This window comes from Thiohalophilus sp., from assembly GCF_034522235.1.
In the GTDB taxonomy this organism is placed as follows: Bacteria; Pseudomonadota; Gammaproteobacteria; order UBA6429; family Thiohalophilaceae; genus Thiohalophilus.
In genome coordinates this window covers 729,550-754,092 of the sequence record NZ_JAXHLN010000003.1, presented here as the reverse complement: position 1 = coordinate 754,092, position 24,543 = coordinate 729,550, and the positions used below count along the sequence as shown (strand labels likewise).

The window sequence follows — 24,543 nt, the reverse complement described above, 5'->3', positions numbered from 1 at the left end:
ACTTTTATTTGCCAACTTTCATTTGCCTGTTCAACTCTGTTTGTTTGGCGTATTCTTTCGCTATTCGCTAATGCATAGACTCAACCGACCATGAACGACGAACAACTGCTGCGTTACAGTCGCCAGATCATGCTGCCCCAGGTGGATTTCGCCGGGCAGGAGAAGCTGCTCTCCTCGCGGGTGCTGATTCTCGGTCTGGGAGGACTCGGTTCGCCGGTGGCGATGTATCTGGCCGCCGCCGGGGTCGGACAGCTGGTGCTGGTGGATCACGACAACGTCGATCTCTCCAATCTGCAACGCCAGATCCTGCACAGGCAGAAGGATATCGGCCATCCCAAGATCACTTCTGCCGCCGAAACCTTAATGGAACTCAATCCACAGCTGCAAATTACCGCACTGGATCACAAACTTTCCGACGAGGAGCTGCGTGAAATTGCCGAGCATGTGGATGTGGTGGTCGACGCCACCGACAACTTCGAAATTCGCTTTGCCCTCAACCGGGTCTGCGTGGCGACCGGCACCCCGCTGGTTTCCGGCGCGGCCATTCGCATGGAAGGCCAGGTCAGTGTCTTCATGAACCGGCCCGGTAGTCCCTGTTATCGCTGTTTGTATCGCGAAGAGGGCGAGCTGGATGCCTCCTGCAGTGAAAACGGCGTTCTTGCGCCGGTGGTCGGGATTATCGGCAGTGTCCAGGCGCTTGAGGTGATCAAGATTCTGCTCAACATCGGCTCGACGCTGGACGGCAAGCTGTTATTGCTCGATGCCCTGCATATGGAGTGGCGCACGCTGACCCTGAAGCAGGACAGCGAATGCCCGGTGTGCGGCGCGCGCTGAATTTATTGGCGGGTATCCGGCGCCTGGTAAGTCACTTCCCCGGCAAACAGTTGTTCCACATCCACCGCATCAAACCGGTAGTGCTGGTTGCAGAACTCGCAGGTCACCTCGACGGCGTGTTCTTCTTCGAGGATGGCGCGCACTTCCTCGATACCCAGTTGGCGCAACATCCCGATCACGCGCTCCGTGTTACAGGAACAGCGAAAACAGACCGGTTCTGATTCGAACACCCGCACATCTTCCTCGTGATAGAGCCGGTGAATAATTTGCGCCGGCCCCAGATCGAGCAGTTCCCGCTGGCTGATGGTCGCCGAGAGTTGTTCCACCCGGTTCCAGCCTTCCTGTTCCTCGGCCGTTTGGCTGGCGGGCAGTTTCTGAATCAACAGTCCGGCGGTGCGTCCCTCGCTGACTGCCAGCCAGATCCGGGTATCCAGTTGTTCCGAACGGGACAGATAATCCTCGATCGCTTCGGCGAGCGTGTTGCCACTCAGTGCGACGATGCTTTGATAACGTTCGCTGCTGTCGGCCGGCTCCAGGGTAATGGCCAGACGACCGTCGCCCACCAGTTCATTCAGGCTGGCCGGCTGGATATCTTCCGCGTAATGGGCCATGCCGCGCAGGTTGTGATCGTGCGTGCACTCCACCACCAGAAACGGAATCAATCCGTTGCCCTGGATCTGCATGGTCAGACGGCTTTGGTGTTTGAGTGTCGCCGATAACAGCACTGCGGCGGTCATCACCTCACCGAGCAGATGCAGCACCGGATCGGGATAGGCATGCTTTTCCTGAACCGCCTGCCAGGTGGCATCCAGTTGCACCAGATCGCCGCGGATCGCGAGGTTCTCGAATAAAAAGCGTTGTAAGGTATCACTCATGCTGCATCTTTGGCCGTCATTGGCCGGCCGTGCGTCGTCGGGATCATTTACCGAGTTTATCGCGAAGCATCTGATTGAGCTGGGCCGGGTTGCCCTTGCCGCCGGTGGCTTTCATACACTGGCCGACGAAAAAGCCCAGTACCTTCTCCTTGCCCGCTTTGAACTGCTCGACCTGTTCGGGATTGTCGGCGATCACTTTATCGACGATCGCTTCCAGCTCACCGGTGTCGGTGATCTGCTTGAGACCTTTTTTCTCGATAATGGTGTCGGCATCGCCTTCGCCGCTCCACATGGCATCGAACACGTCCTTGGCAATCTTGCCGGAGATGGTGTTGTCGCTGATACGCCTGATCACCCCGGCCAGCATCTCGGCGCTGATCGGGCTGTCACCGATTGCCATATCCTCTTTATTCAGGTAAGCGGACAGCTCGCCGATCACCCAGTTGCCCGCCAGTTTGGCTTCGCCGGAGACTCTGGCCACGGTTTCGAAATAATCAGCCATCTCGCGACTGGCGGTCAGAATCACCGCATCTTCCGCCTTGAGAGCGTATTCACTAATGAAGCGATCTTTTTTGGCTTCGGGTAGCTCCGGTAATGTCGCGCGGATCGACTCGATATGTTCGGCGGTGATTCCCACCGGCAACAGATCGGGATCGGGGAAGTAACGATAATCCATCGCTTCCTCCTTGGTACGCATGGAGCGGGTCTCATCCCTATCGGCGTCGTACAGGCGGGTTTCCTGAATCACCTCGCCGCCGGTTTCGAGCAGATCGATCTGGCGTTCCACCTCGAAGTTGATCGCCCGCTCCACAAAACGGAACGAGTTGATATTCTTCAGTTCCGAGCGGGTGCCGAATTCTTCCTGCCCTTTGGGGCGCACGGAGACATTGGCGTCGCAGCGGAACGAGCCTTCCTGCATGTTGCCGTCGCTGATGCCCAGGTAGCGCACCAGGGCGTGGATCTTTTTCATATAGGCCACCGCCTCCGCAGCCGAACGCATGTCCGGCTCGGAGACGATCTCCAGCAGCGGCGTGCCGGCGCGATTGAGATCGATCCCGGTCATGCCGTGGTAATCCTCGTGCAGCGACTTGCCGGCGTCCTCTTCCAGATGCGCGCGGGTCACGCCGATGATCTTCTCGCTGCCATCGTCCAGGCGAATACTCACCTGGCCGTGTTCGACAATGGGCAGTTCATACTGGCTGATCTGATAGCCCTTGGGCAGATCCGGATAGAAGTAGTTCTTGCGCGCAAAGATCGATCGCGGCGCGATCTGCGCCTCGATGGCCAGGCCGAACTTGATGGCCATGTTGACCACTTCCTTGTTCAGCACCGGCAACACGCCGGGCAGCCCGAGATCCACCGCGCAAGCCTGGCTGTTGGGCGGCGCGCCATAGGCGGTCGGGGCGCCGGAAAATATCTTGCTCTGCGTCGCCAGCTGGGTATGAATCTCAAGCCCGATAACCGTTTCCCAACTCATCATGTCAGTTCCGAGGTACGAGGGACGAGGGACGAGGAAATAAAGCCATACCTGTCACTGTCCACATGTTTCAACATAATCATTACTAATAACGAATTCTCGAGTCGGGAACGAGACCAATCCTCGTCACTCGTCCCTCGTAACTCGTCACTCGAACCCCGAAGGGGTTCGCCGGTGCCAATCGGTGGCCTGCTGGTATCGATGCGCGACGTTAAGCAGGCGTGCTTCGTCGAAGTAGTTGCCGATGATCTGCAGCCCGACCGGCAGGCCGTTGACGAACTCGGCCGGCACCGACATGGCCGGCAGGCCCGCCAGGTTGGCGGCGATGGTGTAGATGTCCGACAGGTACATGGTGATCGGATCGTCCGCTTTCTCGCCCAGCTTGAAGGCCGGGGATGGGGCGGTGGGGCCCATGATCACATCCACCGACTCGAAGGCCTGCACGAAGTCGTCGCGGATCAGCCGCCGCGCCTGCTGCGCCTTTATATAATAAGCGTCGTAGTAGCCGGCCGACAGGGCGTAGGTGCCGACCATGATGCGGCGCTTGACCTCGGGGCCGAAGGCCTCGCCGCGGCTGCGCTTGTAGAGATCCTCCAGATCCTGCGGGTTCTCGCAGCGGTAGCCGAAACGCACCCCGTCAAAACGCGACAGGTTGGAGGAGCACTCGGCCGGGGCCACCACGTAATAGGCCGGCACCGACAGGTGGGTGTTGGGCAGGCTGATCTCCACCACCTCGGCGCCCAGTTTTCTGTACTCGGCCAGGGCGGCATCCACCGCATCGGCCACGCCGCCATCCAGGCCGGGATCGAAATGCTCCTTGATCAGGCCGATTTTCAGCCCCGTCAGATCCGCACCCAGATCAGCCGTATAGTCCGGCACCGGCCGGTCCAGACTGGTGGAGTCATGCGGGTCGTAACCGGCCATGACGTTGAGCAGCAGCGCGGCATCCTCGGCGGTCCGGGTCAGGGGACCGGCCTGATCCAGACTGGAGGCGAAGGCGATCATGCCGTAACGGGAAACCCGCCCGTAGGTCGGTTTGAGTCCGGTGATCCCGCACAGGGCCGCCGGCTGACGAATCGAACCGCCGGTATCGGTGCCAGTGGCCGCGGGAGCCAGCCGGGCCGCCACGGCCGCCGCCGATCCGCCGGAGGAGCCGCCGGGCACGGTACCGGTATCCCAGGGATTTTTGACCGGCCCGTAGAAACTGGTCTCGTTGGAGGAGCCCATGGCGAACTCGTCCATGTTGGTCTTGCCCAGGGTGACCATTCCCGCCTCGTTCAGGCGGGTGACCACGGTGGCATCATAGGGGGCGACGAAGTTGTCCAGCATTTTCGAGCCGCAGCTGGTCTTGATGCCGTCGGTGCAGAAAATATCCTTGTGCGCCAGCGGGATACCGGTCAGCGGCCCTGCCTCACCGGCGGCGCGCTGCGCGTCCGCCGCCCGCGCGCGCGCCAGCGCCGTGTCGCTCGCGGCGGTAATGTAGCTGTTAAGCTGCGGATCGTGACTGGCGATACGCTCAAGATAGTGTCGGGTCAGCTCCTCGCTGGAGTATGCCCCGCTATCCAGATCCCGGGCCAGTTCCGCAAGCGTTTTGTCGTGCATGCCGTCTCTCTGTAATTTCAGTGTTCTGTAGTGCAGGAAGTTAAGGGGGAAATCCGCCCGTAAGCGGCCTTATTCAACGACCCGGGGAACCAGATACAGGCCGTCATCGACACTGGGCGCCACGGCCTGGAAGCGTTCCCGCTGATCCGTTTCGGTGACCTGGTCCTCGCGCAACGGCTGTACCGCGTCAAGCGGGTGGGCCATCGGGGTCACCGCGGCGGTGTCCACCGCATTCATCTGTTCGACCATTTCCAGGATACTGGAGAGGTTGTCGGCATAATCGGGAATATCGGCCTCGCTGATGCCCAGCCGGGCCAGATGCGCAATCTTTTCGACGTCAGATTTATCCAGTGACATGATTTCCTCGGTAAGCCAAAACTCCGGCCCCGGGCCGGTTGTGATGGGCTAGGCAAATTGGCAACGTTACCACAGATGATTCCTTGCCCAAAGCCCTTCTATTTGATTACAGTACGCGTTTATACTGTCGTGTCCTTTCACCTATAAAGATTACAAACATGTTTGAAAGCTTACGGGGTCTTTTCTCCAACGATATTTCCGTCGATCTGGGTACCGCCAATACCCTCATTTATGTCCGTGGTCAGGGTATTGTACTCAATGAGCCTTCGGTCGTGGCGATTCGCCAGGAACGCGGACCGGGCGGACCCAAATCGATTGCCGCGGTCGGCACCGAGGCCAAGCGCATGTTGGGGCGTACCCCCGGTAATATTGTGGCTGTGCGACCGATGAAAGACGGCGTCATCGCCGACTTTACCATCACCGAGAAAATGCTCCAGCATTTCATTCGTAAAGTCCACGAAACCCGCTTTTTCCGGCCCAGCCCGCGGGTGCTGATCTGCGTCCCCTGCGGTTCCACCCAGGTGGAGCGTCGGGCGATTCGCGAATCGGCCGCCGGCGCCGGCGCGCGCGATGTCTATCTGATTGAAGAGCCGATGGCCGCGGCCATCGGTGCCGGCATGCCCATCGCCGACGCCAGCGGCTCGATGGTGGTCGACATCGGTGGCGGCACCACCGAAGTGGCCGTGATTTCCCTGAGCGGGATCGTCTATTCCTCCTCGGTGCGTACCGGCGGCGATCGTTTCGACGAGGCGATCATCAACTACGTGCGCCGCAATTACGGCAGCCTGATCGGCGAATCCACCGCCGAGCGCATCAAGCAGGACATCGGGACCGCCTACCCCGGCCACGAGGTACGCGAGCTGGAAGTCCGCGGCCGCAACCTGGCTGAAGGGGTGCCGCGCAGCTTCACCCTCAACAGCAACGAGATCCTCGAAGCTCTGCAGGAACCCCTGTCGGGTATCGTCAGTGCGGTCAAGACCGCGCTGGAACAGACGCCGCCCGAGCTGGCCTCGGATATCGCCGAACGCGGCATGGTGCTGACCGGTGGCGGCGCCCTGCTCAACGATCTGGATCGCCTGTTGATGGAAGAGACCGGTCTGCCGGTGATCATCGCCGAGGATCCGCTGACCTGCGTCGCCCGTGGCGGCGGCCGGGCGCTGGAGATGATCGACGAACACGGTGGCGATCTGTTTACTGTCGAATAAGCGTTTCGGCGCATGTCCGGCGGATTCACACTGCCAGGCAAAATCCGCTAACCTCTATTCCTGTCCGACCAGTCGATTCTGTCAGGGAGACTGACCGTTAAACTCTTATTTGTACAAGGTCCGTCCGCCACAATCCGGTTGCTGCTGTTGATTCTCATCTCAGTGGCACTGATGACCGTGGATCATCGCACCAGTTACATCCATACCGTCCGCTCCGGTCTGGCCGTGGTGGTCTACCCGCTGCAATACGCGGTCAACCTGCCTGCCGAGCTCATGGGCTGGGCCTCGGATACCTTCGTCTCCCGCGACGAATTGCAAAAACAGAACACCGAACTGCGTACCCAGAACACACTGCTCAAGGCCCAGTTGCAAAAGCTGACTTTTATCGAGGCGGAAAACATCCATCTGCGCGAGTTGCTGCAATCCTCCAAACGGGCGGGTGAACGGATCCTGATTGCCGAGCTGCTGGCCGTGGATCTCGATCCCTACCGAAAACAGGTCGTGATCAACAAAGGCAGCAACCACGATGAACTGTACGTCGGTCAGCCGATCGTGGACGCCCATGGAGTCATGGGTAAATTGACCCACGTTACCCCCTTCTCCAGCACTGCTTTGCTGATCACCGATCCCAATCATGCCGTGCCGGTGCAGGTGAATCGTAACGGACTGCGCGCGGTGGCGATCGGCACCGGTGAAGGCAGCGTGGAACTGCAGCATCTGCCGAACAACGCCGACATTCAGCGCGGCGATCTGCTGGTCAGCTCCGGGCTGGGTTGTGTTTATCCCGCCGGCTACCCGGTGGCCACGGTGACCGAAGTCACCACCAACCCCAGCCTGCCGTTTGCCGAAATCGTTGCCGAACCGGTCGCGCGACTGCAGCGCAGCCGGGAAGTCCTGCTGGTCTGGCCGGCACTGGCCAACCTGCCAGAAATGGAAAACCCCTGTGAAGCGCATAAACGGAGGGCGAACCAATGAGAAGCGCAGCGCAAGGGGGCGGCGGCGTGATCCTGCTCAGTTTTATCGTGGCACTGGCACTGACCATTGTTCCCTTGCCCGACATGCTGGAACTGATCCGTCCCGAATGGATGATTATGGTCCTGGTGTATTGGGTCATGGCGCTGCCCCAGCGGGTCGGCGTCGGGATCGCCTGGATACTGGGGCTGTTACTGGATGTGATGCGCGATGCGCTGCTCGGCCAGTATGCCATCACCCTGGCACTGATCGCGTTTATCGTGATTCATTTGCATCAACGCCTGCGGGTTTTTCCGATCTGGCAGCAGGCGCTGGCCGTGTCGCTGCTGGTCATTTTGCAATATATCCTGGTTTTCTGGATCAAGGGCCTGACCGGTGAGCTGCCCTCATTCTGGAAAATGCTGTTACCGGCTGTCAGCACACTGATTTTCTGGACCCCGGTTTATCTGGTATTACGACAAATTCGACGCCGTTATCAGCTCAGCTGAATAAACCCATGCCGCGTACTCGACAACCAGCTTTCAAGGATAACCTGCGCGAAACCGCGTTGTTTAATCGACGTCTGCTGGTTGCCGCGATCATGGTGGGCATATTGGCAGCAACATTGGTCGGTCGGCTGTTCTATTTGCAGGTCATCAACCAGATCCATTACTCGACCCTGTCGGAAAACAACCGGGTCAACCTGTTGCCGATCCCCCCGACCCGCGGCCTGATTTATGATCGCAACGGGATTGTCCTGGCCCAGAACCAGCCCAGCTTTACCCTGACCCTGGTACCGGAACACATTCCGGATATGGATGCCACGCTCGAAACATTGAAACAACGCATCCAGTTGACCGATCAGGATATCGCCCGCTTTCATCGCTATCGCAAGCAAAAACGCCGCTTCGAGGGGATTCCGTTACGATTTCGTCTGACCGACGAGGAGGTCGCGCGTATCGCCGTCGATCAATATCGCCTCCCGGGGGTGGAAATCAAGGCCGAGCTGGCGCGTCATTATCCCCTGGGTAAACTGGCTTCCCATGCCATCGGCTATGTCGGGCGCATCAGTGAAAATGAACTGGATGATCTCGATACCGCCAACTACAGCGCCACCACCCATATCGGCAAGGTCGGTGTGGAACGCTATTATGAAGAGCAGCTGCACGGTGAGGTCGGTTATCAACGGGTGGAGACCAATGCCCAGGGGCGCATCCTGCGGGTACTGGAGCGGACCCTGCCCAGGCCCGGCAAGAACCTTTACCTCAACCTGGACGCCCGTCTGCAGGAGGTTGCCGAAGAGAGTTTTGGTGATGAAAACGGCGCCCTGGTTGCCATAGACCCGAACAACGGCGCGGTTCTGGCTTTTGCCAGCATGCCGACCTACGATCCCGGCCTGTTCGTCAATGGCATCGATTCAAAAACCTATCGTGCCCTCACCTCCTCCATGGCACGCCCGCTGTTCAATCGCGCCCTGCGCGGTCAATACCCCCCCGGTTCAACTCTCAAACCGTTTTTCGGACTGGCCAGCCTGGAAACCGAAGCACTGCGACCCGATCATGAAATAAATTGCCGGGGCTGGTACAAGCTGAAAAACGACGACCGGCGTTATCGTGACTGGAAAGCTCACGGCAAAACCGATCTGTCCGAGGCGATTACCGAATCCTGCGATGTCTACTTTTACGAATTGTCCTTTGAACTGGGAATCGACAACATACACAAGTATCTGTCACGTTTCGGCCTGGGCAAACGGACCGGGATCGATATTCATGGCGAGCAGCCCGGGCTGCTGCCGTCACGGGAATGGAAGCGCCGCACGCGCAACCAGCCCTGGTTCCACGGCGAGACCCTGATCACCGGCATCGGTCAGGGCTTTATGTTGGCCACTCCCTTACAGCTGGCCAATATTACCGCCACCCTGAGTCAACGGGGCCAGCGCCAGACGCCGCGCATGCTGTATGCTGTTCAGGATGCCACCACCAACGAGTTTACTGTTCAAAAAAGCAAGCCGCGCGAGCCAGTCGAAAGGATTGACGAGGCGCACTGGCAAACCGTCATCCAGGCCATGCATGATGTAATACACGGCCCCACCGGTACCGCCCGGGGTATCGGATACGGGATGCAATATAAAGCCGCCGGCAAAACCGGCACCTCCCAGGTATTCGGTATTGCCCAGGACGAAGAGTATGTCGAGGAAGACGTCATCAAACAGCTACGCGATCACGGTCTGTTTATCAGCTTTGCACCGCTGGAGGATCCCCGTATTGCCGTCGCAGTCATTGTCGAAAACGGCGGCAGCGGCAGTTCCTCCGCCGCGCCTATCGCACGCAAGGTGATGGACCACTATCTTCTTGAGCGGAATGAGCCTCATGAGCCCGACTGATCAGCACCAGTTTGCCAACGAAAACCGGACCAGCGCCGGCCGCCAGATACTGCAACGCCTGCATCTGGATCTGCCCTTGTTGCTCGCACTGCTGATACTCGCCGTTATCGGCGGCTTTGTTCTTTACAGCGCCTCGGACCGGGATACCGAGCTGCTTGTTCGCCATGCCCTGCGGTTCCTGATCGGTTTCGTAATCATGGTAAGCCTGGCGCAACTGCAACCCGAAACCATCCGTTTCTGGTCACCGTGGCTGTTCAGTATTGGACTGATATTGCTATTCGCGGTCCTGCTCTTCGGCCAATCCGGCGGTGGTGCGCAACGCTGGCTGAACTTCGGCCTGTTCCGTTTTCAACCGTCGGAGATCATGAAAATCGCCGTACCGATGATGATCGCCTGGTATCTGTGCACTGCCGCCATTCCACCGACCCCGGGACGGCTTTTAATCAGTGTCCTGCTGCTGGTGGTTCCCACGCTGCTGATTGCCCGACAGCCTGATCTGGGAACCGCGCTGTTGATCGCCTGTGCCGGCTTTTTTGTCCTGTTTCTCGCCGGGTTACGCTGGCGACTGATGATCGGAGCCCTTATCGCCCTGATTGCCAGTACTCCGCTAATCTGGAACTATCTGCTGCATGACTATCAGCGACAGCGGGTATTGACCTTTCTGAATCCGGAAATCGAGCCGCTGGGTTCCGGCTATCATATCATTCAGTCGACCATTGCCATCGGTTCAGGCGGTATTTACGGCAAGGGCTGGCTGAACGGCACCCAGGCGCATCTGGATTTTCTGCCCGAGCGCTCCACCGATTTTATCTTTGCCGTATTCAGTGAGGAGTTTGGCCTGCTGGGTGTGCTGGTATTGTTGCTGCTCTACGGGATACTCATCACCCGCGGCATCATCATCGCGGCTCGCGCCCAGGACACTTACAACCGACTTCTGGCCGGCAGCCTGATCCTGACATTCTTTATTTATGTGCTTATCAACATCGGCATGGTCTCCGGCCTGTTGCCGGTGGTGGGCGTTCCCCTGCCCCTGATCAGCTACGGGGGCACATCAATAGTGACCTTGCTGGCCGGTTTCGGTATTCTTATGTCAATCCAGACGCATCGGCGGCTTATATCAACCTGACAATAACGCAGTAGGTCGTATGAAAAGGTTTCCCCCTCTCCGTTTTACCCTGTATCTGGCTGGCCTGTGTCTCGGCTTCGCCTCCCCTTCCCAGGCCAGTGACTTTTCCGGTAATGAGCAGTTACAGAGCTTTATTCAGGAGATGAGTCAGGAGCATGAATTTGACGCGAACCGGTTGCAGACACTGTTCGACGATGTCCGCCTGCATCAGAGCATTCTCGATGCCATTTCCCGTCCGGCGGAAAGCAAGCCCTGGCATGAGTACCGCCCCATTTTTGTCACCCGTGATCGGACCCAGGGCGGCGTGCGCTTCTGGCGCCAGAACCGCGCCGCCTTGCAACGTGCGGAAGAAAAATTCGGTGTCCCGCCGCAGATCATCACCGCCATCATCGGGGTTGAAACCCGCTATGGCCAACACGCCGGACGCTATCCCGTGCTTGACGCTCTGGCCACCCTGGCCTTTGCCTATCCACCGCGCAGCAGTTTTTTCCGCAAGGAGCTGAAAGAGTATCTACTCATGACGCGTGAGGAAGATTTGGACCCGCTGGAACAAAAAGGGTCCTACGCCGGGGCGATGGGGATGCCGCAATTTATCTCCAGCAGTTTTCGCAATTACGCCATCGATTTCGATGGTGATGGCAAGCGCGACCTGTGGGATAACCCGGATGATGTCATCGGCAGTGTCGCCCATTATTTTCATAAACACCGCTGGCGAGCGGGAGAACCCGTTACGCACAAGGTCAAGGTACACGGTACGAAATACCCCGGGCTGATCAGCGACAACCTGCGCCCGCGTTTCACCCAGCAGGAATTACTGGATAACGGCGTGATTCTGCCACGCGACATCCCCCGGGATATCAAAGGCACGCTCATCGAGCTGGAAACGGAAGAGGGTCCGGAATACTGGGTCGCCTGGCACAACTTTTATGTCATCAGCCGCTATAATCACAGTGCTCTTTATTCAATGGCGGTGTATCAATTGAGTGAACTGATCGCCGCTGCCAGGGACTAAATCCGACAAGAGGAGGATTGCCCGTGAAAAGCGCGTTTGCACTGATTGTCACCGCAACCTGCCTCCTGGCGGGCTGCGCCGGCGGTAGCGGCTCCCGCTATGCCATGCAGCATGACAGCGCGCCGGACGATGACTTCAACGCCTCGCGGATCCCCGATGCCGTGCCGCGCGTGGAACCCCGCAGCCGTTATGGCAACCCGGACTCCTATGTTGTTCGTGGAAAACGCTATTACGTCAAAACCAGCAGCCAGGGCTATGTTGAACGCGGACTGGCCTCCTGGTACGGCAAAAAATTTCACGGCCATCGCACTTCCAGCGGTGAAACCTATGACATGTACGCCATGACCGCGGCTCACAAGACGCTGCCTTTACCCACCTACGCCGAGGTGACCAATCTCGACAACGGCAAAAAGATTATCGTCAAGATTAACGACCGTGGTCCCTTTCATGCGCAACGCATCATCGATCTCTCCTATGCCGCGGCCAGAAAGCTGGAGATGACCGGCAAGGGTACTGCGCCGGTACAGGTGCGTGCGCTGGATCCGCGTCGGCCTGCGCAACCCACTCGAGTCAAGAGTGAAGCCGGCTCGTCGCGCTATATCGCCGCCCGCATGGGCCGACTGCCGGCGGAGACGAACAACAACGCACAACCGGCTACCGCACAACCCGCCGGCGACGAGAACGATACGATTTTTATCCAGGTGGGAGCATTTTCCAGCCGCGATAACGCCGAACAGTTGCGCACCCGGCTTACTCAACACTTCGACGATTTCGACGTGGCCGCGGCATTTCACGACGACACCCGGCTCTATCGGGTGCGGATCGGACCGCTGGACAGCCGCGAACAGGCCAATCAGCTGGTCGAACGCATTGTCCGCAGCGGACTGGGCATACCCCGCATCGTCACCGACTGACAACTTCACCGGCGCCGGCTCTGGCCCGACTATTGCGGCTGTCTGCGCCTGCTAACACTCAAAATGCAGGTATATCACTCTTTCCATCTCGCCCTTTTGACCTGATTGCCAATTGACTCACTTGCGACGAGCAATAAACTGGCTATTTTGCGACTGAGCGCTGGGTTTTGGGCGCCTCAGCCGTTAAAATGACCGAATTCAACACCTAAATGAGGGATAAAATGCGCTCCGTGTCTCGACTCGTCACCCTGTTTGTCGCCCTGTTCAGTCCCAATCTGCTCGCGGCGCCGGATCTGGTCCCCACGCCGCCACAACTTTCTGCAACAGCCTCACTGCTGATGGATCATCACAGTGGCCGGGTGCTGGTTGAACACAATGCTAACGCCCGCGTTGAGCCGGCCAGCATTACCAAGATCATGACCAGCTATGTGGCGTTTCACGCCCTGCGCAATGGCAGTATTCAACTGGATGACGAAGTACGGATCAGCGAGAACGCCCGTTACAAGCACACTGACGGCTCGCGTATGTTCGTCGAATACAACTCGTTGGTCAGTGTGGAGGATCTGCTAAGAGGCGTGATTATCCAGTCGGGTAATGATGCCAGTATCGCCCTGGCCGAGCACATTGCCGGCAGTGAGGAGAGTTTTGCCAATCTGATGAACCGCCATGCCCGATCGTTGGGCATGCAAGACACTCACTTCACCAACAGTACCGGCTGGCCCGATGAGAATCACTATACCACAGCCGCCGATCTGGCCAAACTCGCCCGCGCGATAATCAATGACTTCCCGGAAAAATATGCCATGTTCGCGGAACGGCGTTTTACTCACAATGATATCCAGCAATCAAACCGTAACCGCCTGTTATGGCTGGATGACCGGGTCGATGGTATCAAAACCGGGTATACCGAGTCGGCGGACTATTGTCTGGTCTCCTCCGCACAAAACGATGGCATGCGCCTGGTCGCCGTCGTTATGGGGGCACCGAGATCCGAGCAACGCGATGAAGACAGTCGCAAATTATTGAATTACGGTTTCCGCTTCTACGAAACCTTCGCCTTGCATGACGCCAACGAACCGTTGACACAAATGCGTATCTGGAAAGGGGAGCAGGAGATGGTGCCGCTGGGTCTGCAAGCACCTTTGCATATTACCATCCCCCGGGGACAGCGCCGCAATGTTAAAGCCCACATGAAAGTCGACTCGATGATCATGGCCCCGGCTCAAAAGGGCCAGGAATACGGTACGGTGAATGTCACCCTCGGGGAAGAGCAGCTGCTCAGCAAACCCCTGGTGGCACTGCGCGATGTCGAGGAAGGTAGTCTGTGGCGCAAGTTGATCGACAATATCAAACTGTTGTTCAAGTGAACGACGGCTAACGGGTATGTCCGACGCAATTTGTTATCTGAACGGCGATTATCTGCCCCTGGATGAAGCCTGTGTTCCGGTGCTGGATCGCGGCTTTATCTTCGGCGACGGGGTCTATGAAGTGATTCCTGTCTACGCCGGCAAGCCCTTTCGCCTGGCACATCACCTGCAGCGGCTGAACGACAGCCTCAATGGCATTTATCTCGTCAATCCGCTGAGCGATGAGCAGTGGGCACAAATAATCCGGCAGGTAATCTCACGCAACACCGGGGGGGATCAATCCGTGTATCTGCAGGTCACGCGTGGCGTTGCCAGGCGTGACCACGGGTTCCCAGGCGAGGCAAGCCCCACTGTTTTCGTAATGAGCAATCCGTTCAGCCCGGTCGATGCGAAATTGCTCGAAGAGGGCGTGGGCGCCATTACCCTGGAAGATATTCGCTGGCAGTATTGTCATATCAAAAGCATTGCTCTGCTGCCCAACATTCTGCTGCGCCAGCAGGCACTGGATGCCGGCGCCGCCGAGGCGATTCTGCTCAAAGCGGACAAGGTCACCGAAGGTGCCGCCAGTAACGTGTTTGTCGTTCTCAACAGCAAATTAGTGACACCGCCCAAGGGCGAATGTCTGCTGCCGGGTATCACCCGCGATCTGGTGGTCGAACTGGCGGACAAACACGGTGTCACCTGCGAACAACGGGAAATCAGCCGCGAGGAACTGTTGCGCGCCGAGGAGATCTGGATCACCAGCTCCACCCGCGAGATTCTGCCGATTACCCGTCTCGACGGCCATCCGGTTGGCGACGGCCTGCCCGGCCCCTTGTGGCAGAAGATGTACGCCATTTACCAGGATTACAAGGACGAGCTGCGTCGCTCTGTCTGAGGTCACCGTGCTTTTGCATCAATGCACCGCGTTTTGTGTTAAAGGTCCCAATAAACCACCGAACACACTGAAGGCACTGAACATGCCCCGTATCGTTTTTCTCAGTGCTTTCGGTGTACAGTCGGTGCATTCGGTGGTTCCATAACATACAAGTAATCGGGTAACGTCATGAGTCAGGATGAAACGTTTCTGGAATTTCCCTGCGAGTTTCCCATCAAGGTGATGGGCCGCAGTGACGTGGATCTGCAGTCGCTGGTTATGGAACTGGTCAGCAAGCACGTACCGGAGCTCAGTGAGAAAAATATCATCCGACGCGACAGCCGTCAGGGCAACTATGTTTCCCTGACGGTCACGGTCACCGCCACCAGCAAGGCCCAACTGGACCGCATCTATCTGGATCTAAACGCCAGCGATGCGGTACTGATGACCCTTTAGCCGTGAGCCAACCGCGATCCGATAACACTCCTCTGATACGGCAGCGTGGCCTGTGTGAGTACGAACCGATCTGGCACGAGATGCAGGCGATCACCCGACAGCGGACAAACACGACGCCCGACGAGATCTGGCTGCTGCAACACCCGCCGGTCTTTACCCTGGGGCGCAATGCCAAACCCGAGCACCTGCTGGATCCCGGCGAGATCCCGGTGATTCCCATCGATCGCGGCGGCCAGGTCACCTATCACGGACCGGGACAGCTGATGGTCTATACCCTGGCGGATCTCAAACGGCTGGGACTGGGAATACGTGAGTTTGTCACCCGTCTGGAACAGGCGGTCATCGATCTGCTCGCCGACTATCATCTCGAGGCGCGCGGACGGCGCGATGCACCGGGTGTCTATGTTGAAGGCGCCAAGATCGCGGCGCTGGGCTTGCGGGTCAAACAGGGCTGTACCTATCACGGCCTGGCGCTGAATATCGACATGGATTTGTCACCCTTTGCCCGTATCAACCCCTGCGGTTACGCGGGCATGGCTGTCACCCAGATGCGCGATCTGGGCGTCACCGACAGTCTGGAAACGATCAGCGATCGATTCGTTGCCCATCTGCTGAGCAATCTGGGCTACAATGGCCGGGAACAGCCGCTGGAATAATCCCATGAGTCATCCGTCCGATACCCATTCACAGGACACACCACCGCGCCCCGCCAATCCGCTCAAGGGCAAATCCAAGACCGATCGCATTCCAATCAAGGTGGTCCCGGCGGACAAACCACTGCCCAAACCGCACTGGATTCGCGCCCGTTCGCCCAACTCGCCGGAAGTGGGTCGGCTGAAACAACTACTGCGCGAACACAACCTGTATACGGTCTGCGAAGAAGCGGCTTGTCCGAATCTGGGCGAGTGTTTTGCCCACGGTACCGCGACCTTCATGATTATGGGCGATCGCTGCACCCGGCGCTGCCCGTTTTGCGATGTTGCCCACGGTCGACCGGACCCCCTGGACGAACAGGAGCCGCATAACCTGGCGGTCACCATCGGCGCCATGCAATTGCGCTATGTGGTCATCACCTCCGTGGACCGGGATGATCTGCGCGACGGCGGCGCAGCCCACTTCAGCCGCTGCATTGCCGCGGTGCGCGAACAGAGTCCGGCGACCCGCATCGAGGTGCTGGTTCCCGATTTTCGCGGACGCATGGACAGGGCGCTGACGGCTCTGGCCGAGGCCTTGCCGGACGTCTTCAACCACAATCTGGAAACCGTGCCCCGTCTGTACAAACAGGCCCGGCCCGGCGCCGACTACCACTGGTCGCTCAAACTGTTGCAGGAATTCAAACAACAGCATCCGGACATACCGACCAAATCCGGGCTGATGCTGGGATTGGGCGAAAGCCTTGATGAGGTCGAACAGGTCATGCAGGATTTGCGTGACCATGACTGTGACATGCTGACCCTGGGCCAGTACCTGCAACCGGGCCCCCATCATCTGCCGGTCAGCCGCTATGTCACACCGGAAGAATTCAAACAGCTGGAAGTGATTGGTTACCGGATGGGCTTCACTAATGTGGCCAGCGGCCCCATGGTGCGCTCCTCCTATCACGCGGATAAGCAGGCCGCCGGCGAATCGGTCGGCTAAAGAATAAAAAATAAATTGCTGTACCCGATACAACCATAACAATGCCGGGGTACTTTCATTGGAAATTCTATTCATACGTCTGATTGAAGCGCTGCTCATGCCGCCGGGTCTGATGATCCTGATGATGCTGCTCGGCACACTGATCATCGGTCGCCTCTTTATTACCGGCAAGATATTGATCATCGGCGGCTTTGTCCTGCTGATCGCCGCCAGCCTGCCGGTAGTCTCCGCTAATCTGCTGGCCCTGCTGGAACAGACCGCGCCGATCACCAGCTCACAGTTAAACCAACGCCAGGCCCAGGCCATTGTGATTCTCGGCGGCGGGCGCTACGCGGATGCGCCGGAATATAACGATCAGGACACAGTCTCGAAACATACCCTGGAACGACTGCGTTACGGCGCCCGCCTGCACCGCCAGTCCGGTCTGCCGATTCTGGTCACCGGCGGCAATCCGTATGGCCGCGAACCCCCCGAGGCGGAGCTGATGCGTCGGGTACTGGAAAATGAGTTCAGGGTACCGGTCAAGTGGGTGGAGACGGCATCAAGCAACACCTGGGAGAACGCCCGCTACAGCCAACAGCAACTGAAACGCGACGGCATCACCCGTATCGCCCTGGTTACCCATGCCTGGCACATGCCGCGCTCGGTTGTTGTCTTCGAACAACACGATCTTGACGTCATCCCCGCGCCTACCGCCTACACCACCAATGCCCGGCCGCTGCTGTTACAGTTCGTCCCCGACGCCCGGGCTCTCGACGATACCCGCAAGGCCCTGCACGAACTCCTCGGGCGATTATGGTATGCCGTGAGGTACTGAAGTAATTTTGAATGTTTAATGTTTTATTTTGAATAAAACACCGCTCAGCCATTCAAAATTTAAAACTCAACATTCAAAATTAAACATAGCCCTTCCCGATAACAGGATAGTCACAAGACAGATGGGGGCGGGCAATCGAGCAATTACTCGCCCGTCGGCAACGGCAGGCGCTCCATCAGATAACAGAGACAATCCTGGCGAATAATCCCGATATCCAGGGTCAGCATCGAGGGCATGACCGGCGCACGGGTGTAGATTTGACCGTCGCGTAACGCAAAATAACGGCCACTGACCTCGTTGCCCAGCTCATCCCGTGCCTCCAGCGCGGTATCGCCGCCATGGCGATAACGGCCAAAACAGGTGTCGACCGGCAATTCACTGAAATTATAATGATCGATCGCCGAACTCAGATCGATATCCGCCCGGGGATCGTCCACGCCGATAGTGAGCTGTTCGGGCACCTTGACGACCGCCACCGTATGAAACAGATCCACATCCTGCGCGGCTACCTCATGCTCGGGAAATGCCGACAGATGCAGTGCCGCTTCCACATACTCGATCACATGGGTCACGCCGTGTGCATCATCGGGTTTGCCGCATTCGAGCGTCACCGCCGGACACAGGCGTGACAGGGCCAGAGACAATACCCCGTCGGGTTTAAGAAAATAGACCACGGTCCGGCTGAACAGCGTGGCCAGATGCAGATAATCATCGTTAAGCCGGTTGATACAGGCATAGTGCGGATTGGTGCCGGTGTTGTTATGAATATCAATCGCGGCAAACAGGGGGCGCTGTTCCAGCCAGCGTAACAACTGCCGGGCCATGGCATATTCGGGGCCGTCGCCATCACCTTTCCAGATACGGTTATAGTCCGCCTGGTGCGGCAGATGCCGCTGCCGCCGGGCCGCCGCGCTGACATTGCCGATCAACAGATACAGCGTGCGCGGCAAGCGGGGGTACTTTTTCAATACCGCGCGCATGGCGTCCCAGCCGGTGGTCTCATTGCCATGCAGTAATACCGAAATAAACAGCGGTCGGGGATCGCTGCCCGGCAGTTCAATCAGGGTCGGTCCCGACAGTTTCTCGTGCAGGCGCTCGGCGGGCAGATCGAGCAGTCCCGGCGGCAGCTGATTCAGTAGTGTCAATGCGCTGTCAGACGCTCCATTCATGCACCGGATCCCCCTGTTGTTGACGTTCCAGATAGGCGGCGGTCAGCGCATGCATGTCCCGGCCGTGCTGTTTGACATAGTCGCGTTGCCATTGAGCGCCGCTACGGCCGCTGGCCACCCGTTGCGCGATGATATCCAGGTACATCTGACTGTCGGCCCCGACCACCCCCAGCTGCGCCAGTCCCTCTTTGGCCATGGGCAACAACACTTTTTTTAACAGTTCGCTGACCGACAACTGCGCCCCGTCGAACCACTGTTGCCGGGCGCGTAACCCGAAGCGGGCCGCGGCATAAAAATTGTCCCGCGCCTTGTCGAACGCCAGGCGGCGCCGCGGCGGCATCGGCATGTTGGCCAGCGCGGTCACGGCGCCGTAATAAAACGCCGCGTTGGCGATGGTATCAATTAAGGTCGGGCCGGCGGGCACCACCCGGTGCTCCACCCGCAGATGCGGCCGACCGTCCTCATCGAAGCCGATCAGCGGACGGTTCCAGCGCCAGATGGTACCGTTGTGCATGCGCAGATGCGCCAGCCGCTCGGGATCCTCGCCCAGATCCACCGGCAGCATGATCGGATAATGGGCCAGGTTGTCCTCGAAACATTCCAGCAGCGACTGTTGCACATAACCGTCGCCGAAGGTAACCCGGCGAATGGGACCGAAACGGGCGGCATCATAGCCGCCGACCGCCACCGCCTGTTCAAACACCGGAATACGGGTCTCGGCCCACAGGTTCTTGCCAAATAAAAACGGGGAGTTGGCGCTCAGCGCCACCATGGGCCCGGCCAATATAATACTGGCATTGAACAGCGGCACCGCGTTTTGCGGGGTCAGCTTCAGGTGGATCTGAAACGAGGTGGCAACGGATTCGAGCATCACATCGCGATGAGTCACCCGCAGGTGCTCTTCGCCATTGATATCGAGCACCAGCGGCTTGCCGTGACGCATGCGCACCACTTCCCGGTTGAGGGCGCGATAGCGCTGCATACCCGACATGTTGGCCAGGGTCAGGGAATCGTTTTCCACCGTTGGCAGAATGCCGATCATGATGACCCCGGCATCCAGCGCGGCGGCGGTCTGTTGGCAATGGTGCCAGGTCTGGGTCAACTCCCGGTGCATGGCGGAGAATACCGATCCGTGCAGCCGCCGCGGGGTGCTGTTGACCTCGAAGTTGAAACTGGCCAGCTCCGGCGAGGCCAGATCCGTATCCAGTCGCTTGAGAAAGGCTTCGTTGATCGGCAGCGGCCGCAACGCCTCGTCAATCAACCAGGCTTCCAGCTCAAAGCCTCCCTGCGGCTCGGTCGCCGCCAGCCGCCCTTCCTGCACCCAGCTTTTGAGCAACGCGGTTTCCTGCTGCAGACGCTGTTCGAAACGAACGTAATCCTGCGCATCGAACTGGCTGTTTTGTATCTCTTCACCCATGCGCGATTATCCGTTGCCCGTCAGTTGCGCGTTCAATTGCGCCAGCCGTTGCGGGGTGCCGATATCCCACCACTGTCCCCGATAATGCTCGCCACTCACCTTGCCCGCCTGCATGGCCTGGCGCAACAACGGTCCCAGCGGTCGCATGCCCGGCGCCAGACCGGCGAACAGTTCGGCGCGATACACCCCGATGCCGCTGAAAGTCAGGCGCGGCTCACCCTGCTCGTCAAGCCGATCCCCCTGCAGGACGAAATCACCCCGCGGGTGGTGCGCCGGGTTGTCGACCATCACCAGGTGGGCCAGACCGGCGGGGGCCTCGGGTAAGCGGGCGAAAGGGTAGTCGCTCCAGATATCGGCGTTGATCACCACAAAGGTTTCCCCCAGTCGCGGCAGCGCCTGAACAATGCCGCCGGCAGTCTCCAACGCCGCAGGCTCCGGCGAGTAGTCCAGGCGCACGCCGTAGCGTTGGCCGTCCCCCAGGGCGGTCTCGATCTGCGCGCCCAGCCAGGCATGGTTTATGACGATCCCGGTGATCCCGGCGGCGGCCAGTGCCTCGACGTGGTATTCGATCAACGTCTTGCCGCCGACCTGCAACAAGGGCTTGGGGCAGTGGTCGGTCAGCGGTCGCATGCGCTCACCACGGCCGGCCGCCAGAATCATCGCCTTCATGCCGACACGCCCCGCGGCGCCATTTGCGCCAGCCGTTGCGGAATCGCCAGCGCGTGCAACAGATCGGCGAATACCGCCAGCTCGGGATAATCCGCGACTACCTCCAGCACATAACCGAGGGTCCGGGGAATGTCCGCCAGGTAGCCGGGCTTGGCGTCGCGGTAGTTGAGCCGGGCGAAAATACCGCTGGCCTTGAGATGCCGCTGCACCCCCATCAGATCAAACCAGCGCTGAAACTGCCCTGCGTCGATGCCTTGCTCAACAATCCCGGCCTGCTGTGCCTGGCGATGATAATCCCGCAGCCACTGTTCGACCTGCGCCCGTGGCCAGGCGATGTAGCAATCGCGCAGCAAGGAGACCGGATCGTAGGTGACCGGGCCGACGACCGCGTCCTGGAAATCGATCACCCCGGGATTGGGCTCACTCAATAGCAGATTGCGGGAATGATAATCACGGTGCACGATCACCTGAGGCTGTTCCAGCGCAACACGGGCCAGGTGCTCAAAGCTCTCCTGTAAAACGCTCTGCTGTTGCACCTCCAGTTCAAGCCCGAGATGGCGTCGCAGATACCAGTCAGCAAACAGCTGCATCTCCTGTAACAGCAACGGCCGATCATAATCGGGCAACCAGTCAGGCGCGGAATGCTGCTGCAAACGCAACAACGCGGCCAGGGCATCGGCGTACAACGGCTCGACACACTGCGTATCCAGAACCGAAAGATAGAGCCGGCTGCCCAGGTCGCTTAACTGCAAAAAACCCTGCCCGGTATCCCGCGCCTGAATCTGCGGGACATGCAGACCGGCCTCGGCAAGCAGCTCTGCCACGCGGATAAACGACCCGGTATCCTCCTGTTCCGGCGGCGCGTCCATCACGATAAAACTGGCGCCGGCGTGACGAATCCGGAAGTAGCGCCGAAAACTGGCATCGGCCGAGGCCGGTTCAAGCTGATAATCACGATAGCCCAGCGTCATCAGCCATTGTTCGAGTTGTTGTAAACGTTTGTCCAAAAGGTTTTGCCTGTCGCATCGCACCGAAGAGAAATTATACCGCTTGTCGCCCGCCCCGGGCGCCCTGCAAAGGCGATTTCCCCGCAATCGGACATGCGGCGATCAACCCGTGACCATGTATAATGCCAAACTATCATAATCCGACCGTCTGCCGCGGCAATCACAATCGATTCGCAAACCCGAGGTCAGCGTTGCGCCAACCCCTTTCTCAGCTTTTGCCCTGCCATGCGCTCAGCCGCACGGGGTTACTGGGCGCCCTGCTGTTCTGGGCCGCGCCGGGGATGAGCCAGAGTCCGGCGCCGGACACACCGGCGGCCGGCCTCTGTCCGCCCGAGACCCACGCCCCCCTGCCCCGGGTTGAAGGCGATCCGGGCGATCTGCGCACCCACGTGGAATCGGACCGCGCCGATATCAGCCTCGAGGGAACCAGCGTCTTTGAGGGCGACGTGGTGATTATCCGGGGTCTCAACCAGCTCAATGCCGCGCGGGCCGAGTACGACCGTCAGCAGGATACCGTGCATGCCGAAGGCGATGTGCGCCTGCTGCGTAACGATCTGCTGATCACCGGTGAGACGGCGGACATGGATCTGGGCAGCAACACCGGTCAGATCACCGCCAGCACCTATCGCACCAGCGAAAACAAACAGGGACAGGCCGGCAGCATCCGCATCCTGGATGAATACCGGACCGAACTGAAGGACGCCACCTACACCACCTGTGATCTGGGCGATCCCGACTGGTTGCTGAGCGCGGGCCATATCATGCTCAACAGCGAAAACCGCCAGGGTTCGGCCCGCAACGTGGTGGTCCGCTTCAAGGGGGTACCGTTCCTCTATCTGCCGTACATGCGCTTTCCCATCGGCGAGGAGCGCCTGAGCGGCCTGCTCTATCCCTCGGTGGGGCGCTCGGATCAGCACGGCACCCGGATCGTCGTTCCCTTTTACTGGAACATCGCGCCACAGATGGACGCCACCATCACGCTCGACAACATGACCCGCCGCGGCCCCATGCTGGAAAACGAATTCCGTTACCTGACCTCGTCCGCCAGGGGCCAGGTGGATTGGCATTATCTGTCCGACGACAAGGTGTATGGCGAGGATCGCGAGCGCTTTCGCTGGCAGCACCAGGGTAACGAAAGCCCCGGCTGGAACAGTCAGGTGGATTACAACTATGTCGCCGATACCGATCACCTGTTCGATTTCGGCGATGATCTCAACGCCTCCAGCACCACCCATCTGGAGCGGCGCGGGCAACTGACCTACAACGCCGAACAGTGGCAGTTCACGGCCCTGGCCCAGAGCCATCAGGTGATCAACGGCAACGAAACCTATCAACGGCTGCCGCAGCTGGGACTCCAGACCCGGCTGCCGCAGCGGGACAATGCGCTCAATTACAATTTCGACGCCCAGTGGGTAAATTTTGACCATCGCGCTAACAAGGTCGTGGGCGAGCGCCTGGATCTGGCCCCCTCGATCAGCCTGCCCCTGCGTGCCGTGTATGGCTTTACCGAGCCGAAACTCGAACTGCACTACAGCCAGTACAATCTGGACCCGACCACCACCGCCGGGGAGAGCGAACCGACCCGCACGGTGCCGATCTTCAGCCTCGACAGCGGCCTGTTTTTCGAGCGCGATGCGCGCCTCGGCGGCCTCGATCTGCTGCATACCCTGGAGCCGCAACTCTTTTACGCCTACATTCCCTACCGGGATCAGCAGGATCTGCCGGTATTCGACAGCAGTTTGTACGGCTTTACCATCAACGATCCGTTTCGTGCCAATCGCTTTGAAGGGGTGGATCGCATCGGCGATACCAACCATCTGACCGCGGCACTGACCACCCGGCTGCTGAGCCAGCAAAGCGGCGAGGAGTTGTTAATGGCGCGTCTGGCGCAGATCTTTTATTTTGATGATCGGCGAGTCACGCTGGGCAACGATGCGCTCGATGACAGCCGGCGCTCGGACATCATTGCCGAACTGGACGCCCGGCCCAACGCCCGGTGGAACTTCGACAGCGATTTGACCTGGTCGCCGGACACCGAAAAAATTACCACGGCCAACGCCCGGCTGCGCTACTCGCCGCTGGACGCGCTTTCCCTCTCCGTCGCCTACCGCTTTCAGCGGGATCGCCTGGAGACCAACGAGACCGGGTTCGACTGGCGGCTCAATCCCCGCTGGCAGTTCCACGGCCGCCGGCTCTACGACCAGCAGAATCAGCGGGAGCTGGAATCGACCCTCGGGCTGCGCTACGACAGCTGTTGCTGGGGCGTCAATCTGGAAGCCCGCCGCCGTTTTCTCAGCGTCGACCGCCCGGAGGAGAACGTCCTGATGCTGATGCTGGAGCTCAAGGGCCTGGCCAGCTTTGGCCAGCAAACCCATGTCGGCCCGCAGTAATCCTGGCATCGGGCCGGGCCG

The 24,543-nt window shown here is 59.2% G+C and carries 23 protein-coding genes; 15 read left to right on the top strand and 8 right to left on the bottom strand.

Going from position 1 to position 24,543, the window contains the following annotated elements; genetic code table 11:
• Nucleotides 1–90: 90 nt before the first annotated feature.
• Nucleotides 91–834 (top strand): molybdopterin-synthase adenylyltransferase MoeB, encoded by a 744-nt coding sequence (locus U5J94_RS06590; protein ID WP_322564847.1) that lies wholly within the window; start codon nt 91–93, stop codon nt 832–834.
• Nucleotides 835–836: 2 nt separating this feature from the next.
• Here the strand turns inward: U5J94_RS06590 and hslO are convergent, their stop codons facing one another.
• The 4 genes from hslO to gatC form a co-directional block, all read right to left on the bottom strand.
• Nucleotides 837–1,709, bottom strand: coding sequence for an Hsp33 family molecular chaperone HslO (gene hslO, locus U5J94_RS06585; protein WP_322564846.1), 873 nt, complete (start codon nt 1,707–1,709; stop codon nt 837–839).
• 43 nt (nt 1,710–1,752) lie between these two features.
• Nucleotides 1,753–3,186, bottom strand: coding sequence for an Asp-tRNA(Asn)/Glu-tRNA(Gln) amidotransferase subunit GatB (gene gatB, locus U5J94_RS06580; RefSeq protein WP_322566470.1), 1,434 nt, complete (start codon nt 3,184–3,186; stop codon nt 1,753–1,755).
• Nucleotides 3,187–3,333: 147 nt separating this feature from the next.
• Nucleotides 3,334–4,788, bottom strand: a complete 1,455-nt coding sequence (gatA, locus tag U5J94_RS06575) for an Asp-tRNA(Asn)/Glu-tRNA(Gln) amidotransferase subunit GatA (RefSeq protein ID WP_322564845.1) — start codon at nt 4,786–4,788, stop codon at nt 3,334–3,336.
• 69 nt (nt 4,789–4,857) lie between these two features.
• Entirely contained in the window at nt 4,858–5,145 is a 288-nt protein-coding gene (gatC, locus tag U5J94_RS06570) for an Asp-tRNA(Asn)/Glu-tRNA(Gln) amidotransferase subunit GatC (protein WP_322564844.1), read from the bottom strand.
• A gap of 158 nt (nt 5,146–5,303) precedes the next feature.
• Between gatC and U5J94_RS06565 the strand changes: the two genes are divergently transcribed.
• The 13 genes from U5J94_RS06565 to U5J94_RS06505 all read left to right on the top strand — a co-directional run bounded on the left by U5J94_RS06565 (nt 5,304) and on the right by U5J94_RS06505 (nt 17,870).
• Complete coding sequence (locus tag U5J94_RS06565; RefSeq protein WP_322564843.1) at nt 5,304–6,350, top strand: rod shape-determining protein; 1,047 nt, start codon at nt 5,304–5,306, stop codon at nt 6,348–6,350.
• A 60-nt stretch (nt 6,351–6,410) separates the two neighbouring features.
• A complete protein-coding gene (mreC, locus tag U5J94_RS06560; RefSeq protein ID WP_322566469.1) occupies nt 6,411–7,325 on the top strand; it encodes a rod shape-determining protein MreC in 915 nt (304 codons plus the stop codon).
• Entirely contained in the window at nt 7,322–7,810 is a 489-nt protein-coding gene (gene mreD, locus U5J94_RS06555; RefSeq protein WP_322564842.1) for a rod shape-determining protein MreD, read from the top strand. Before mreC ends, mreD begins: the two co-directional genes overlap by 4 nt.
• An 8-nt stretch (nt 7,811–7,818) precedes the next feature.
• Nucleotides 7,819–9,684 (top strand): penicillin-binding protein 2, encoded by a 1,866-nt coding sequence (gene mrdA / locus U5J94_RS06550; protein WP_322564841.1) that lies wholly within the window; start codon nt 7,819–7,821, stop codon nt 9,682–9,684.
• Nucleotides 9,671–10,810 carry a rod shape-determining protein RodA gene (gene rodA / locus U5J94_RS06545; RefSeq protein ID WP_322564840.1) on the top strand — a complete coding sequence of 380 codons (1,140 nt, stop codon included), beginning with the start codon at nt 9,671–9,673 and terminating at the stop codon, nt 10,808–10,810. Before mrdA ends, rodA begins: the two co-directional genes overlap by 14 nt.
• Nucleotides 10,811–10,829: 19 nt before the next feature.
• Nucleotides 10,830–11,822: a lytic murein transglycosylase B gene (gene mltB / locus U5J94_RS06540; RefSeq protein ID WP_322564839.1), complete on the top strand. Its 993-nt coding sequence runs from the start codon at nt 10,830–10,832 to the stop codon at nt 11,820–11,822.
• A gap of 23 nt (nt 11,823–11,845) precedes the next feature.
• The gene (locus U5J94_RS06535; protein WP_322564838.1) at nt 11,846–12,736 is read left to right on the top strand and encodes a septal ring lytic transglycosylase RlpA family protein; all 891 of its coding nucleotides are present in this window, start codon (nt 11,846–11,848) and stop codon (nt 12,734–12,736) included.
• 221 nt (nt 12,737–12,957) lie between these two features.
• A complete protein-coding gene (locus U5J94_RS06530; protein WP_322564837.1) occupies nt 12,958–14,103 on the top strand; it encodes a D-alanyl-D-alanine carboxypeptidase family protein in 1,146 nt (381 codons plus the stop codon).
• 16 nt (nt 14,104–14,119) lie between these two features.
• The gene (locus U5J94_RS06525; protein ID WP_322564836.1) at nt 14,120–14,980 is read left to right on the top strand and encodes a D-amino acid aminotransferase; all 861 of its coding nucleotides are present in this window, start codon (nt 14,120–14,122) and stop codon (nt 14,978–14,980) included.
• 168 nt (nt 14,981–15,148) lie between these two features.
• Nucleotides 15,149–15,415, top strand: coding sequence for a DUF493 domain-containing protein (locus U5J94_RS06520; RefSeq protein ID WP_322564835.1), 267 nt, complete (start codon nt 15,149–15,151; stop codon nt 15,413–15,415).
• A 2-nt stretch (nt 15,416–15,417) separates the two neighbouring features.
• Nucleotides 15,418–16,071: a lipoyl(octanoyl) transferase LipB gene (gene lipB / locus U5J94_RS06515; RefSeq protein ID WP_322564834.1), complete on the top strand. Its 654-nt coding sequence runs from the start codon at nt 15,418–15,420 to the stop codon at nt 16,069–16,071.
• Between the two features lie 4 nt (nt 16,072–16,075).
• A complete protein-coding gene (lipA, locus tag U5J94_RS06510; protein ID WP_322564833.1) occupies nt 16,076–17,053 on the top strand; it encodes a lipoyl synthase in 978 nt (325 codons plus the stop codon).
• Nucleotides 17,054–17,111: 58 nt separating this feature from the next.
• A complete protein-coding gene (locus U5J94_RS06505; protein WP_322564832.1) occupies nt 17,112–17,870 on the top strand; it encodes a YdcF family protein in 759 nt (252 codons plus the stop codon).
• Between the two features lie 143 nt (nt 17,871–18,013).
• Here the strand turns inward: U5J94_RS06505 and U5J94_RS06500 are convergent, their stop codons facing one another.
• Genes U5J94_RS06500 through U5J94_RS06485 form a run of 4 tightly spaced genes read right to left on the bottom strand, consistent with a single transcriptional unit; the run spans nt 18,014 to nt 22,132 of the window.
• A complete protein-coding gene (locus U5J94_RS06500; protein WP_322564831.1) occupies nt 18,014–19,039 on the bottom strand; it encodes a M14 family metallopeptidase in 1,026 nt (341 codons plus the stop codon).
• Nucleotides 19,023–20,456 (bottom strand): glutamate-cysteine ligase family protein, encoded by a 1,434-nt coding sequence (locus tag U5J94_RS06495; protein WP_322564830.1) that lies wholly within the window; start codon nt 20,454–20,456, stop codon nt 19,023–19,025. Before U5J94_RS06495 ends, U5J94_RS06500 begins: the two co-directional genes overlap by 17 nt.
• A 6-nt stretch (nt 20,457–20,462) precedes the next feature.
• Nucleotides 20,463–21,125, bottom strand: coding sequence for an N-acetylmuramate alpha-1-phosphate uridylyltransferase MurU (gene murU, locus U5J94_RS06490; protein ID WP_322564829.1), 663 nt, complete (start codon nt 21,123–21,125; stop codon nt 20,463–20,465).
• Nucleotides 21,122–22,132, bottom strand: a complete 1,011-nt coding sequence (locus U5J94_RS06485; RefSeq protein ID WP_322564828.1) for an aminoglycoside phosphotransferase family protein — start codon at nt 22,130–22,132, stop codon at nt 21,122–21,124. The genes murU and U5J94_RS06485 overlap by 4 nt, the downstream gene beginning before the upstream one ends.
• A gap of 191 nt (nt 22,133–22,323) precedes the next feature.
• Here U5J94_RS06485 and U5J94_RS06480 point away from each other — a divergent pair, with 191 nt between their 5' ends.
• On the top strand, nt 22,324–24,522 hold the full coding sequence (locus U5J94_RS06480) for an LPS-assembly protein LptD (protein WP_322564827.1): 2,199 nt from the start codon (nt 22,324–22,326) through the stop codon (nt 24,520–24,522).
• The last annotated feature ends 21 nt before the right edge of the window (nt 24,523–24,543 follow it).